Source organism: Amycolatopsis sp. WQ 127309, assembly GCF_023023025.1.
GTDB lineage: Bacteria > Actinomycetota > Actinomycetes > Mycobacteriales > Pseudonocardiaceae > Amycolatopsis.
Genome location: NZ_CP095481.1, coordinates 7,552,060 through 7,564,912 on the forward strand (window position 1 = coordinate 7,552,060; position 12,853 = coordinate 7,564,912).

Here is a 12,853-nt window from a genome sequence, read left to right on the forward strand (position 1 = left end):
TCGCCGTGACCCGGTAAAACCCGCGTCCCCCACACGGGTGACGGCGATCGGTGATCCGGCGGGGTCCGGGGCTCGCTAGGCTCCCCGCCATGCCGAAGCTGGGACGTCTCCGGAGCCGGTGGGCGGGGGTCTCGCTCGAGGTCCGGGACCGGGGCCTCGCGGTGGTCGTCACGGTCGCCGCGTTCGTGCCCGGGCTCGCCGTGCTCGGCGCCCAGTTCGGCGATCTGCCTCGGCACGACGGCGGGTTCCTCGCGGTCGTGCTGGTGCTCGGGCAGACGCTCCCGCTGGCCGTGCGGACCCGGTGGCCCGCCGCGGCGTTCGCGGTGACCGCGGCCGGTTTCGCCGCGCACGAGGTGCTCGCGTACCCCACCACCGTCGGCAGCCTCGCCCTGTACTTCGCGCTCTATTCCGCCGGAGCGCACGAAGAGCGGTTCCGCCGGGCGCTGGCCGCGACGGCGTCGGCCGGGTACGTCGCCTTCGCGGTCCTGCTGGCCCTTCGCGGGTCGCCGTCAGGGCTGCTCGACTACGTCGTCTACTTCGCGGTGCTGACGCTGTTCTGGCTGCTGGGCGCCCTGGTGCGGCAACGGCGGCGGCAGGAGGTGCAGCGGCGGCGGCTCACCGCCCGCGCCGCCGCGGCCGAGGAACGCGCCCGGCTGGCCCGCGAGCTGCACGACGTCGTCACCCACCACGTGACCGCCATGGTGGTGCAGGCCGACGCCGCCCGGTACCTGCCACCCGAGCGCGTCCCCGAAGTGCTCACCACCATCACCGGCTCCGGCCGCGACGCCCTGACCGAGCTGCGGTTCCTGCTGGGCGTCCTCGAAGCCACCGGCGCGCGCACGCCGGGCCTGGGCGCGCTGCGCGCCCTCGTCGAGCAGCCGGGGCGGGTGGTCGAGCTCGTCGAAGAGGGCGAACGCCCGGCGCTGCCAGCCGAAACCGAGCTCACGGCGTACCGGATCGTGCAGGAAGCGCTGACCAACGCGGCCAAGTACGCCGCCGGCCGGCCCGCGGCGGTGCGCGTCGGCTACCGCGCCGACCTCCTCGAAATCGAGGTGACCACCGAAGGCCCGGCGACGGCGGCCGGCGCCCTCGGGTCCGGCGGCCGCGGGCTGGCCGGGCTGCGGGACCGCGTCGACGCGCTCGGCGGCCGGTTCACCGCGGGCCCGTCGGGGGACGGGTTCGTGGTCAGTGCCCGGATTCCGACGAGGAGCAACGGATGACCGACGATCCGATCCGCGTCCTGATCTGCGAGGACCAGGAGCTCATCCGGGCGGGGTACGTGACGGTGCTCGGCGCCCAGCCGGACCTCGACGTCGTGGGCCAGGCCGCCAACGGCCACGAGGCGCTCGCCGAGTTCGACCGGCTGCGCCCGGACGTCGTCGTGATGGACATCCAGATGCCGCTGCTGGACGGGATCGAGGTGACCCGCCGCATCGCCGGCCCCGAGGCGGCCGACCCGGCGAAGGTCCTGGTGGTCACCACGTTCAACGTCGACCGGTACGTCTACGACGCCCTGCGCGCCGGGGCGAGCGGGTTCCTGCTCAAGGACGCGCCGCTGGACGAGCTCGTCGAGGGCGTCCGCACGATCGCCCGCGGCGAGTCGCTGCTCGCGCCTTCGGTGACCCGGACGCTGATCGGCCGTTACGCCGACCGCATCCGCCCGGCCGCTCCTGCCGGCGGCCCCCTGGACGGGCTCGCCCGACGGGAGCTGGAGGTGCTGAAGCTGATCGCCGGCGGCCTGTCGAACGCCGAGATCGCGGCCGAGCTGGTGCTGAGCGTGGAGACGGTGAAGACGTACGTCTCGCGGATCCTGACCAAGCTGGACCTGCGGGACCGGGTGCAGGCCGTGGTGCTGGCCTACCGGACCGGGCTGGTCAGCGCCGAGGGATGAGCTTCGCGCGGCGGAGCAGCAGCACCGTCGGCACCAGGCAGCACAGCAGCGCGAACAGGCCGGCCTCCGGGCCGAACGAGCCGCCGGTGAGCGCGGCCGGTCCGGAAAGGACGGTGCGCAGCAGGCCGGGTTCGCTGTCGGCGCCGGAGACCGCGGTGCCGAACACGCCGCCCTGCAGCCAGTTCCAGGCGAAGTGCAGGCCGATCGGCAGCCACAGCGACCGCGTGGCGGTGTAGGCGACGGCCAGCATCGTGCCGCCCTCGACGGCGATGGCGAGGGTGCCCCAGAGCGTGGCGTTGCCGTTGATCAGGTGCGTCAGGCCGAACAGCAGCGACGAGACCACGATCGCGATGACGCTGCCCGCGCGCTGCTCCAGGATGCGGTGGAGCACCCCGCGGAACAGCAGTTCCTCGGTGACCGCGACGGAAGCCATCGAGCCGGCCACACCCAGGCAGGCCCAGAACGAGCCGCCGCTGATGTCGGCGTGGGTGAACACGATCGAGAGCAGCATGGTCGCGACGAAGGCGGCGCCGCCGATGAGCGCGCCGCGCCCGAGCCCGCCCCAGCGCCCGGCGGTGGCCAGTTCGGTGATCTCGTCCCGGTTCTCGACCCGCCGGGCCACCCATTTGTAGGCGAAGACGGCGCCGGCGGCCGCGCCGGCCCCGACCAGGAGGCGCAGGACCGGCACGCCCGCCACGAGCGCGTCCAGCCCGCGGGCCGCGATCAGCAGGACGGCGGTGGCGAGGAGCAGGACGGGGAACCGGAAGCGCCGCAGCCGGGGCTTCCGCTCGGTGGGGGTGGTCATCGGGGTTCCTCTCGCCGGACGTCTTTGTGGAGTGCGGCGAGATTACGAGCGCGTTGGCCGGTGCCACATCACTCCGTGACGGACATCCGGTGTAGCTCTCGAGAGGGACAATCAGGCGGTGAACCCGCCGTCCACCGGGAGGACGACGCCGCTGAGGTGGCTCGCCCGGTCGCTGAGCAGGAAGGCCGCGGTGGCGCCCGCTTCGGCTCCGGTGCCGGCCTTCCGCAACGGCGTCGCGGCGATGCGTGCTTCCACGCCGCCGGGGATGGTGCGGCGCAGCTCGTCGAGCATCGGGGACTCCGTCGGGCCGGGGGCGATCACGTTCACGCGGATGCCGAGCGGGCCGAAGTCGTGCGCGGCGGTGCGGGTCAGGCCGATGACCGCGTGCTTGGTGGCCTGGTAGGCGCCCATGCCGGAGCTGCCGCGCAGGCCGCCGATGCTGCTCACGTTGACGATCGCCCCGAACCCCTGCGCCTCCATCACCCGCACCTCTTCGCGCAGGCACAACCACGTGCCCTTGACGTTCACCGCCATGATCCGGTCGAAGTCCGCCTCGGACACCGCGTCGAGCCGGCCGCCTTGGCCCATCGCGGCGTTGTTGTACGCGCCGTCGAGCCGGCCGAACCGGGCGATCGTCGCGTCGACGAAGGCCGCGACGCTGTCGGCGTCCGCGACGTCTCCCGTCGTGTACGCGACGTCGTGGCCCGCCGCGTCGAGGGTTTTCGCCAGCGCCGCAAGGGGTTCCTCGGTGCGGGCGACGAGCATCACCGACGCGCCGTCTTCGGCGAAGACGCGGGCGGCCTCCGCGCCGATGCCCGAGCTGGCGCCGACGACGAGGACGACCTTGTCCGCGAGCAGGGGGGTGCTCATGCGTTCTCCTTGGTAGCACCGCGAAGCGCGAGCATCGCCCGCGCCTCGTCCGGGGTGGCGATCTGCTTGCCCATGTCCTCGACGACGGCGCGGATCTTCCGCACCTGCTGGGCGTTGCTCTCCGCGAGCTCGCCCTTGCCGATCCACAGGCTGTCTTCGAGGCCCACGCGCACGTGCCCGCCGAGCCACGCGCTGTGCGTGCCGAACGCCAGCTGGTCGCGTCCGGCCGCGAACGCGGAGAACTGGTAGTCGTCACCGAAGAGCTTGTCGGCGATCCGCACCATGTGCTCCAGGTTCGCGTGGTCGGCGCCGATGCCGCCGAGGACGCCGAACACGCCCTGGATCAGCAGCGGCGGCTTCGCCAGGCCCCGCTCGGCGAAGTGGGCGAGCGAGTACAGGTGCCCGATGTCGTAACACTCGTACTCGAACCGGGTGCCGGCCGCGCCGAGCGTGCGCAGGGTGTGCTCGATCTTGTCGAAGGTGTTCACGAACGGGTGGGAGTAGGTGTTGAGCACGTAGGGCTTCTCCCAGTCGTGCTTCCACTCGGTGACCTTGTCGGCGATGCCCGAGTAGACGAAGTTCATCGACCCCATGTTCAGCGACGCGAGCTCGGGCCGCACGTGGTGGGCCGCCGCGAGCCGCTGGTCCATGGTCATCGACGACGCACCGCCGGTGGTGATGTTGATGACGGCGTCGGTCTCGGCGATGATCGGCTCGAGGATCTCGTCGAAGACCGCCGGTTCGAACGCGGGCCGCCCGTCGGGGTGCCGGGCGTGCAGGTGCACGACGGCCGACCCGGCGGCGATCGCCTCCAGGGCCGCCTTGCTCACCTCGGCGGCCGACAGCGGCAGGTAGGGGCTCTGGGACGGGATGTTCACCGACCCCGTGATCGCGGTCGTGATGATGACCTTTTCGGCTGCGCGCATCAGTTCTCCTGTTCGGCGAGGGCTCGGTAAGCGTCGAGTTTGGCGTCGTCCAGCGGGCCGACCAGGGTGACGGCGACCTGCGTCGCGCCCGCGTCGTACTGCTGCCGCAACGACTCGCGCACCTGGTCCGGCGTGCCGTACGCGACGAGCGCGTCGACCAGCCGGTCGGACCCCGGTGGCGCGAGGTCGGCGTCGGTGAAGCCGAGCCGCGTCAGCTTGGCGAGCTGGTGCGGCAGCGTCAGGTAGTAGGCGAGGCGCTCGCGGGCGACGTCGCGAGCCGCCGCCCGCGTCCGGCCCACCACCGCCCACTGGACGACCGAGAGGAACAGGTCCGGCCCGATCGTCTCGCGCGCCCAGCGCGTGTGCTCGGGCGTGACGAGGAAGGTGAGCAGCCCGTCGGCGCGCTCGGCGGCCAGCCGGGTGATCCCTTCCGAGTACGCGCCGAGCACCCGCGGCACGGCCCTCGGCAGGGTCGCCTCGACGCCGTCGAGGTAGTCCCGCAGGAACGGCAGCGGTCCGACCCCGCGTTCGCGGACCGCCCCGCTCACCCCGAGCCCGAGCACGTACCGGCCGGGAAAGCCCGCGGCGAGGTCCCGCGCCGCGGAGGCCGCCGACTTCGGCACGCGTTCGAGCGCGCGGGCGACGCCGTTGCCGACGATCAGCCGCTCCGTGGACTGCAGCACGAGGGCCGCGGTCGTGAAGGCTTCACGCCCGGCGACCTCCGGGATCCAGACCATCCGGTGCCCGGCTTCTTCGAGCGCGTGGACGAACTTGATCGCACCCTCGTGGTCGAGGTCGTCCAGCTCGGCGATCGACAACGCGGTGCGCGGCAGGGAAAGGGTCATCCGTCGGCTTCCCGGAACGCCGTGACGAGGGTGCGCGCGGCGTCGGCCAGCATCGTCGTGTCGTTGCTGAGCAGGACGAAGTCGCAGCCGTCGCGCACCGCCTGCGCCGCTCGCTCGGGCACGCCGCCGAACGCCAGCCCGCAGCGCTTGCCCGCGGTGTGCGCGGCCTCGATCGCCGACGCGATGAGGTCGAGCACCTCGGGCGACGACGGCGTCGAGCCCATCGACATCGACAGGTCCGCGGCGCCGACGAACACGGCGTCCACGGTGTCCAGCGCCAGGATCTCCGGCGCGGCCTTGATCGCCTCGACGCTCTCGAGCTGCGGGATGCACAGCACCTCGTCGTTGCCGGTGGCGAGGTACTCGGCGTTCGGGCGCAGGCCCCACGCCCCGGCGCGGCTGGTGCCGCCGGCGCCGCGGACGCCGTGCGGCGGGAACCGGCACGCGCGCCCGGCGGCGGCCGCCTGCTCGACGGTGTCGACGTGCGGCACGAGGATGCCCATGGCGCCCGCGTCGAGGATCTTCTGGATGGTCGACGCCGTCGTGTCCGGCACCCGCACGACGGGCGTGACCCCCAGCGCGGCGGCCGCGTTGATCAGCCGGTACGCGGTCTGCAGGTCGAGCGGCGCGTGCTCCAGGTCGATCACGACGAAGTCGAACCCGGCGTACGCCATGATCTCGACCGGCTCGCCCGACGCGATCTTCAGCCAGGTGCCCAGGGGAGTGGTCTCGCGGGTGAACAGCCCGCCGCCGGTGCGCGCGCTCACGGCATCGGGTAGTCGTCGGCGTTCAGGACCCAGCCCGGTTTCTCCGAGAAGTCCACGCGCGGCGGGCTGAAGATGTCGATCAGCTGGTTGACACCCGGGTCGCTCGCCTCCGAGGTGTGCACGGTCGGCGGCGGGATGACCGTGACGGACGGGCTGCCGATCCGCACGTGCTCGTCGTCGTGCCACGTCGTCCGGTCGTTGAGCCAGGGCGTGCGGATGTGGTGGACGTACTCTCCTTGCACGGCGAGGGAAAGCTGCTCGAAGTCGTCGTGGTGGTGCGGCGAGAGCTTGCGCGGGTCGCGCGGGCCGTCCTGCTCGGGCAGGAAGTTCACCATGAACGCCCGGGTGCGGAAGATGCGGCCGAACCGCTTCGGGTCCTGCGGGACCTCGGAGAGCGGGTAGAACCGGACGCGGTTGCCGCCGGCGGGCTCCGGCCACCGCCGCAGGAGCGTGACGCGCGGGTGGTTTTCGGCGTACGCACCGGCGTTCGCGGGCCGGTCGCGCCAGTCGCGTTCGGTCGCCTCGACCAGGCGGACGAGCGGGCCGTCACCCTCGACGCTGATCCGGGACGCGCCGGGCGGGGCGACGACGAGGCCGGGCTCGGCGATCCGGGTGGCGCCGTCGTCGGTGAACAGGGTGAACGCGGGGGAGGCGCCGGTGACGACGATCGCCAGCTCGCCTTCCAGGTAGCCGTTGTCGAGGTCGTCACCGGCGTGCGCCTCGGTGTGGATCAGGATGACGTTCTGCGCGCGCACGACCTCGGTGTCGTGCAGGTCGAGGTACTGCGCGGTGGTGATCGCGGCGCCGCTGTCCGGCCGGGACGCGGTGGCTGTCGCGAGCGCGGACCGGGGATCGTCCTTTTCGTACACGGGGGGAGTCCTTTCAGGCGTCGAGGTCGAGCAGGTAGGTCGGGTTGTCGCGGACCATCCGCCGCAGGTCCTTCTCCGGCACGCCGAGGTCGAGCAGCGCCTCGCCGACCCGCATCCACGCGTCGACCGGCTTCGGGTTGGCCTGCTGGCCGAAGTCCGAGGCCAGCACGATGTGCTCGGGGCCGAGCTTCTCGATCCAGGTCAGGAGCTGTTTCGGGTCCCATTTCTGGTTGCCCTCGGGGTCGTACATGCCGACTTCGTGCTCGACGAACGCGCCGAGCTCGATCAGCTCGCGGCACAGCTCCGGGTCGGCGCCGATCACGAAGTCCGGGTGGCTGACGACCAGCCGCTTCATTCCGCGTTCCTTGGCCGCCGCGAAGAGCGTCTTGATGTACTCGGGGTACATGTGCCCGCCGTTGAGGACGGCTTGCTGGTCCTTGATCTCGTCGAGGATCTCGATCGCCGCGGGCTTCAGCTCGCCGTTGTCGTCGACGATGTCGATGCGCTCCAGCGTCAGCGGCACGGTGGTGGTCGGGAAGGCGCCGTCCTCGGGGTGGCAGTCGATGTGCCGGCCCGAGGAGATGGTCGGGAACCAGACGACCTTGCCGCCCATCCGCAGGCACATGCGCACGGCGTGCACGTTGAGCCCGCCGACGGTGCTGTTCAGCGCGATGCCGCCGTAGACCTTCGCGGCGACGCCTTCGAGGCGGCCCTTCATCGCGAGGACGTCCATCTGGGTGTTGTGGTGGTGGGACTTCGCGACCATGGCGCGCAGCCCGATCCGGGCGCCGTCCTGCGCGGCCTCGACGTGGTCGAAGCGCCGGGGGAACGGGCTGGGCCCGGAGTGGACGTGCATGTCGACCAGACCGTCCAGGACGGCGGCGATGGCGGGACGCTGGCTCATGGGCAGCCCTTCGTTCGCATTGTGAATTCGAAGTTCACTATAAGACCGCGTGTCAACCCTGGAGACCCTCTTGTGCGGCGAGGATCTCGTGTTTACGGTATCCGTTGTTCACTTCGTGAACTCGCAGTTCGGATTGCACTCGGTGTGGTCACCTACGCGCTGCGAGTAGCCAGAGCCCTCGGAGGACGACGATGTCCGTACCGCCACCCGCCGCAGAGCCGCGATCGACGGCCTTGGACGACGTCAGCCCCCGCGTCCCGCACGGCCCGGACAGCGCCAAGGTGCGCGCCGCCGTCCGCGGCGGGACCCTCGCCTACTTCGTCGACCAGTTCGACATCTACCTGCCGATCGTGGTGCTCGCACCGGCGACGGCGTACTTCCAGGCGGCCAACCTGAGCGCGAGCACGACGGCGCTGCTGGCGTCGCTCGTGTTCGCGTCCACGCTCATCGGCCGCCCGCTCGGCGCGATCATCTTCGGGCACTTCGCCGACACCGTCGGGCGCAAGCGCACGACGCTGGTCGCCGTCGGCGGCTTCGGGGCCATCACGCTGCTGACCGCGTGCCTGCCCGGCCACGAGACGATCGGGGTGTGGTCGGTCGGCCTGCTCATCGGCCTGCGGTTCGTCGACGGGATCTTCCTCGGCGGCGAGTACACGACCGCGGTGCCGCTCGCGATGGAGTGGAGCCCGAAGCACAAGCGCGGCCTCTACGCCTCGATCATCACGTCGACCTCGCCCGCCGCGTACGCCGTGATCGCCGCGATCACGCTGCTGATGCTGCAGCTGCTGCCCTCGGCCGGGCTGCACAGCGCCTACGTCCAGTGGGGCTGGCGGATCCCGTTCTTCGTCGGCGCGGCGCTGGCGGCCGTGCTGTTCCGCTACTACCTCAAGAACGTGCACGAGACGCCGGCGGAGCTGACCGGCGAGAAGCACAAGATGCCGTTCGTCCGGCTGCTGGTGAAGTACCCGCGGGCGCTGGCGCAGGTGTTCGTGCTGATGACCGGCACCTGGCTGGCGACCAACATGGAAGCCGCCGTGACGCCCGCGCAGCTGAAGTCGCACCTCCTGCTCTCCAGCAAGGAGGTCACGATGACGATGCTCGTCATCAACGCCGCCGCCGCGCTGTCGTACCCGTTCTTCGGGCTGCTGTCCCAGCGCATCGGGCGAAGGCGGTTCTACATCGGCTACGGCCTCGCGGTCCTGGTGATCGGCGCCGGCTCGTACACGCTGCTGATGGCGTCCGACGGCGGCTTCGGCGCGGCGCTCGGCTGGGGTGTGCTGATCGGGATCTTCACCGTCGGCACGTTCGGCCCGATCGCGGCGTACCTGACCGAGCGGTTCCCGGCGAGCATCCGCTCCACCGGCTACGGCGTCGGCTACAGCCTCGCCCTCATCGCCCCGGCGTTCTACCAGTTCTACCTGCAGCGGTTCGACGGCGTCATGCCCGCGCACCTGGCGCCCGCGGTGCTCATCGCGCTCGCCGGCGTGCTGATCAGCCTGGGCGGCTTCCTCGGCCCGGAGACCAAGGACGTCGACATGGGCGACGACAGCACGATCCCGGCACTGTCCTGATCGGACAGCCGGGTGGATTCGCCACCGCCAACCCGGTCTGGGTCGGTTCGTCCGAGCTGACCATGACCCGCGAAGGGCTCTTCGCCTGCGTCGACGCGGGAGCCGGGGCGGTGGTGGCGAAGTCCGTCAACGAGAGCGCCGCCGCCCGGCGGCAGCTGGACATCGCGGACTACGCGTTCGTCTCGCCCGGCGGCGCGGTGCGGCCGCCGGGCGGAGCGCGGCTCGAAGACGGCCTGCTCAACCGCTCCGGCCTCGCCCAGGTGGACCTGGACGACTGGCTCGCGATCCTTTCCGACGCCGGCGCGTACGGCGCCCCGCGGGGCTGCCCGGTCATCGGCAGCATCACCCTCGGGGAACCCGCCGCGGCCGCGCGCATCGGGCGTTCCCTGGCGGCCGTGGTGCCCGCCGTCGAGCTGAACATCGGCGCCCCGCACGGCCGTGAGGCGTCCGCGGTGCGCCAGCTGACCGAAGCGGACGCGGTGGGCGAAGCCGTCCGGACCGTGCGGGACGCCGTCGACGTGCCGCTGTTCGTCAAGCTGCCCGGGCAGGCGTCCGACGTCGTCGCGCTCGCCCGCGCGGCCCGCTCGGCGGGCGCGGACGCGATCGGCCTGGTCGGCCGGTACCCGGGTTTCCTGCCCGACCTCGACGGCGGCGCGGTCCTCGGCTCTTGGGGCGCGTGGAGTGCGCCAGGGTGCCTGCCGATGAGCCTGTACTGGGTCGGCAAGACGCGCCTGGCCCTGGGCGCGGACGTGCCGCTGATCGGCACCAACGGCGCCCGCACCGCCGACGACGTCCGGCGGTTCCTCGCCTCGGGCGCGTCGGCCGTCGAGGTCGTCACGGCGTTGTGGATCGAGGGTCCCGGGGTGATCGCGAAGCTGGTCGCCGGGCTGGAAGGCCTGGACCTGGCGACGTTCGTGGGCAGCGCGCTGGCCGGGGCGCGGGAGTACGCCGAGATCCCGCCGCTGCCGTCGCCGGCCTGGTTGCCCTACACCGCGCGGCTGAGGTCGTCCGGGCGGTAGTGGCCGCCCAGCTCGTGGGTCAGCTCGCGCGCCGTGTCGGCGATGACCCGCAGCTCCGGCGCGTCGTCCGACATCGAGAGCGTGTTGTCCGGGCCGACGATGGCGATGGTGGCGCAGATGCCGTACTCGTCGAACACCGGCGCGGCCACCGCGACGACGCCGGGTGTGCTCATCGCGGAACAGTGGCCCACTTCGCGAACGCGTTCGACGTCGTCGCGCAGCTCGTCGCGCGCCGAACCGGACAGGTTCGCCATCAGGCGTTCCATCGACAGCTGGTCGGCGTGGTAGGCCAGGAACACTTTGCTCTGCGCCGTGTCCAGCGGCAGGTGGCTGCCGACGCGCACCGACACGACGACGATCGTCGAGACGTTCTCCTCGACCCGGGAGACCACCGGGCCGGTGAGGCCCCACAGGCTGAGCACGACGCTGGTCTGCGTGGCGCGCGACAGCGCCTGCATGTGCCGCGGGGCGAGGTTGACGACGCGGCGGTGGCCGATGGCGAACGCGCCCAGCTGCAGCAGCAGGCCACCGGGGACGTACCCGCCCTCGGCGCTGCGTTCGAGCAGACCGGCCGCGACCAGGGACGTGCAGTACCGGTACGCGGTGGTGCGGTTCAGGCCGAGCCGCTCGGCGATCTCGCCGGCCGTCACCTCCGGCGTGGCCGGGTCGAACAGCGCCAGGATCTGGCTGACGCGGCTCACCGCCTGGATGTCCGCCTGATCGGCGCGCGTGGCCTCCGGCGACCGGGTCGGTTTGGTCACGGGGAGCCTCCGGCGAGCGGTGATCGAGGGCGTGAAAAGGATGTTCACTTCGTGAACACGTCCGTAGGCTACCCGACCCGGGCCCCGTTCACGGGCACCCTCGTAAGGGTGAAAACCCCGCGTCCGGCCGGGCACGGCACCCGGCCGCGCCGGAGACTGGCGGTCCGGTGTTTTCCGGTGCCGGGGACGGGGTAGAGACGGGCATGGCTACTTCCACCACACCGCGGGTCAGGGGCTGACCGCATGGCCGACATCACCAGCCTTATCCTCGACGACCACGACTGGTTCCGGCGGCAGTTCGCCCGCATGGACGACATCTCCGACGCCGGTGAGCTGGCGGCGGTCTGGCAACCGCTGGCCGACCTGCTCGACGTGCACGCGCGGGCGGAGGAGGAGATCTTCTACCCGCACCTGCTCCGCCGCGGCGAAGACGCGAAGGAGGAGACGCTCGACGCGATCGGCGACCACAACGACATCCGCGACGGCGTCCACGAGGCCGCGTTGCACCCCGTCGGCAGCACCGCTTGGCTCGACGCCGTCCGGAAGGCCAGGATGGCGAACAGCGAGCACATGGCCGAGGAGGAGGACGAGGGTCTGGCCGACTTCCGGCGGCACGCCGACCCCGGTCTGCGCGAAGAGCTCGGCCGCAAGTTCGTCGAGTTCAAGCGGCAGCACGAGGGTGCGCGCGATCTCGACGTCAGCGACATCGACCCGGAAGAGTACGTCGAAGCGGAACTCGGTACCGGCCCCGGCGACGGTTCGCTCGGTATCGGCAGCCTCAAGGAACGGGATTGAACATGAACCACCTGATGCGCGGTCTGGCCCCGATCACGGACGCGGGGTGGAAGGAGGTCGACGCCGAGGCGAAGGAACGGCTGCACACGCACCTCGCCGCCCGGCGCCTGGTCGACGTCGCCGGTCCGCACGGCTGGCAGTACTCCGCCACCGACCTGGGCCGGACCACCTCCCTCAAGGGGTCCTCCCTGCCCGACGGTGAGGAAGGCGTCCTCGTCCGGCAGCGCCGCGTGTTGCCGCTGGCCGAGGTCCGCGTCCCGTTCACCGTGTCCCGCGCGGAGCTGGACGACGCCGAACGCGGCGCCGACGACTTGGAGTTCGACGACCTCGACCGCGCCGCGAAGCAGATCGCGATGGTCGAGAACCGCGCGGTGTTCCACGGCTGGGCGGCGGCGGGGATGACCGGCATCGCCGAGACGTGCCCGTACGACCGGCCGGCCCTGGGGGCGAACGCCGAGGCGTACCCCGGCGTGATCGCCCGGGCGGTGGACACGCTGCGCCGCGCGGGCATCGACGGCCCGTACGGCCTCGCGATCGGCCCGGCGGGCTACACCCGGATCGTGGAGAGCACCGAGCACGGCGGCCAGCTGGTCTTCGACCACGTCCGCCGCGTCCTCGGCGGCGGCAAGATCGTCCGCGCCCCCGGCCTGGACGGCGCGATGGTCCTGAGCCTCGCCGGCGGCGACTTCTTCCTGGAGCTGGGCCAGGACCTCGCGGTCGGCTACAGCTACCACGACGCCGAGAGCGTGACGCTGTACCTGGAGGAGAGCTTCAGCTTCCGGGTCGCGGAACCGGACGCCGCGATCACCCTCACGGCCTGAGCGCGTGAG

14 protein-coding genes are annotated in these 12,853 nt (G+C 72.0%); 6 read left to right on the forward strand and 8 right to left on the reverse strand.

Annotated elements, in window-relative coordinates:
• Positions 1-89 precede the first annotated feature (89 nt).
• Both MUY22_RS34000 and MUY22_RS34005 read left to right on the forward strand, forming a co-directional pair.
• Positions 90-1,220, forward strand: coding sequence for a sensor histidine kinase (locus MUY22_RS34000; protein WP_247051264.1), 1,131 nt, complete (start codon positions 90-92; stop codon positions 1,218-1,220).
• Complete coding sequence (locus tag MUY22_RS34005; protein ID WP_247051265.1) at positions 1,217-1,891, forward strand: response regulator transcription factor; 675 nt, start codon at positions 1,217-1,219, stop codon at positions 1,889-1,891. Before MUY22_RS34000 ends, MUY22_RS34005 begins: the two co-directional genes overlap by 4 nt.
• On the opposite strand, the gene MUY22_RS34010 is transcribed toward MUY22_RS34005, so the two are convergent.
• The 7 genes from MUY22_RS34010 to MUY22_RS34040 all read right to left on the reverse strand — a co-directional run bounded on the left by MUY22_RS34010 (position 1,875) and on the right by MUY22_RS34040 (position 7,877).
• A complete protein-coding gene (locus MUY22_RS34010) occupies positions 1,875-2,696 on the reverse strand; it encodes a CPBP family intramembrane glutamic endopeptidase (protein ID WP_247051266.1) in 822 nt (273 codons plus the stop codon). The genes MUY22_RS34005 and MUY22_RS34010 overlap by 17 nt on opposite strands.
• A gap of 111 nt (positions 2,697-2,807) precedes the next feature.
• Positions 2,808-3,566 carry an SDR family NAD(P)-dependent oxidoreductase gene (locus MUY22_RS34015; RefSeq protein WP_247051267.1) on the reverse strand — a complete coding sequence of 253 codons (759 nt, stop codon included), beginning with the start codon at positions 3,564-3,566 and terminating at the stop codon, positions 2,808-2,810.
• On the reverse strand, positions 3,563-4,492 hold the full coding sequence (locus MUY22_RS34020) for a 3-keto-5-aminohexanoate cleavage protein (protein ID WP_247051268.1): 930 nt from the start codon (positions 4,490-4,492) through the stop codon (positions 3,563-3,565). The genes MUY22_RS34015 and MUY22_RS34020 overlap by 4 nt, the downstream gene beginning before the upstream one ends.
• Positions 4,492-5,337, reverse strand: a complete 846-nt coding sequence (locus MUY22_RS34025) for an LLM class flavin-dependent oxidoreductase (protein WP_247051269.1) — start codon at positions 5,335-5,337, stop codon at positions 4,492-4,494. Before MUY22_RS34025 ends, MUY22_RS34020 begins: the two co-directional genes overlap by 1 nt.
• Positions 5,334-6,104 carry an HpcH/HpaI aldolase/citrate lyase family protein gene (locus MUY22_RS34030; protein ID WP_247051270.1) on the reverse strand — a complete coding sequence of 257 codons (771 nt, stop codon included), beginning with the start codon at positions 6,102-6,104 and terminating at the stop codon, positions 5,334-5,336. The genes MUY22_RS34025 and MUY22_RS34030 overlap by 4 nt, the downstream gene beginning before the upstream one ends.
• Positions 6,101-6,973, reverse strand: a complete 873-nt coding sequence (locus MUY22_RS34035; protein WP_247051271.1) for a hypothetical protein — start codon at positions 6,971-6,973, stop codon at positions 6,101-6,103. The genes MUY22_RS34030 and MUY22_RS34035 overlap by 4 nt, the downstream gene beginning before the upstream one ends.
• A 13-nt stretch (positions 6,974-6,986) precedes the next feature.
• Complete coding sequence (locus MUY22_RS34040; protein ID WP_247051272.1) at positions 6,987-7,877, reverse strand: DUF6282 family protein; 891 nt, start codon at positions 7,875-7,877, stop codon at positions 6,987-6,989.
• 191 nt (positions 7,878-8,068) lie between these two features.
• Between MUY22_RS34040 and MUY22_RS34045 the strand changes: the two genes are divergently transcribed.
• Positions 8,069-9,448 carry an MFS transporter gene (locus MUY22_RS34045; RefSeq protein ID WP_247051273.1) on the forward strand — a complete coding sequence of 460 codons (1,380 nt, stop codon included), beginning with the start codon at positions 8,069-8,071 and terminating at the stop codon, positions 9,446-9,448.
• A 62-nt stretch (positions 9,449-9,510) separates the two neighbouring features.
• Entirely contained in the window at positions 9,511-10,467 is a 957-nt protein-coding gene (locus MUY22_RS34050) for a hypothetical protein (protein ID WP_247051274.1), read from the forward strand.
• On the opposite strand, the gene MUY22_RS34055 is transcribed toward MUY22_RS34050, so the two are convergent.
• Positions 10,434-11,228 (reverse strand): IclR family transcriptional regulator, encoded by a 795-nt coding sequence (locus MUY22_RS34055; protein WP_247051275.1) that lies wholly within the window; start codon positions 11,226-11,228, stop codon positions 10,434-10,436. The genes MUY22_RS34050 and MUY22_RS34055 overlap by 34 nt on opposite strands.
• 243 nt (positions 11,229-11,471) lie before the next feature.
• On the opposite strand from MUY22_RS34055, the gene MUY22_RS34060 reads away from it, so the two are divergent.
• Entirely contained in the window at positions 11,472-12,023 is a 552-nt protein-coding gene (locus MUY22_RS34060; RefSeq protein ID WP_247051276.1) for a hemerythrin domain-containing protein, read from the forward strand.
• A gap of 2 nt (positions 12,024-12,025) precedes the next feature.
• Complete coding sequence (locus MUY22_RS34065) at positions 12,026-12,844, forward strand: family 1 encapsulin nanocompartment shell protein (protein ID WP_247051277.1); 819 nt, start codon at positions 12,026-12,028, stop codon at positions 12,842-12,844.
• Positions 12,845-12,853 lie beyond the last annotated feature (9 nt).

Bases quoted from the DNA above. Each gene is read 5' to 3' on its own strand.
- MUY22_RS34000 (WP_247051264.1), top strand. From the start codon at position 90: ATGCCGAAGCTGGGACGTCTCCGGAGCCGGTGGGCGGGGGTCTCGCTC.
- MUY22_RS34005 (WP_247051265.1), top strand. From the start codon at position 1,217: ATGACCGACGATCCGATCCGCGTCCTGATCTGCGAGGACCAGGAGCTC.
- MUY22_RS34010 (WP_247051266.1), bottom strand. From the start codon at position 2,696: ATGACCACCCCCACCGAGCGGAAGCCCCGGCTGCGGCGCTTCCGGTTC.
- MUY22_RS34015 (WP_247051267.1), bottom strand. From the start codon at position 3,566: ATGAGCACCCCCCTGCTCGCGGACAAGGTCGTCCTCGTCGTCGGCGCC.
- MUY22_RS34020 (WP_247051268.1), bottom strand. From the start codon at position 4,492: ATGCGCGCAGCCGAAAAGGTCATCATCACGACCGCGATCACGGGGTCG.
- MUY22_RS34025 (WP_247051269.1), bottom strand. From the start codon at position 5,337: ATGACCCTTTCCCTGCCGCGCACCGCGTTGTCGATCGCCGAGCTGGAC.
- MUY22_RS34040 (WP_247051272.1), bottom strand. From the start codon at position 7,877: ATGAGCCAGCGTCCCGCCATCGCCGCCGTCCTGGACGGTCTGGTCGAC.
- MUY22_RS34045 (WP_247051273.1), top strand. From the start codon at position 8,069: ATGTCCGTACCGCCACCCGCCGCAGAGCCGCGATCGACGGCCTTGGAC.
- MUY22_RS34050 (WP_247051274.1), top strand. From the start codon at position 9,511: ATGACCCGCGAAGGGCTCTTCGCCTGCGTCGACGCGGGAGCCGGGGCG.
- MUY22_RS34060 (WP_247051276.1), top strand. From the start codon at position 11,472: ATGGCCGACATCACCAGCCTTATCCTCGACGACCACGACTGGTTCCGG.
- MUY22_RS34065 (WP_247051277.1), top strand. From the start codon at position 12,026: ATGAACCACCTGATGCGCGGTCTGGCCCCGATCACGGACGCGGGGTGG.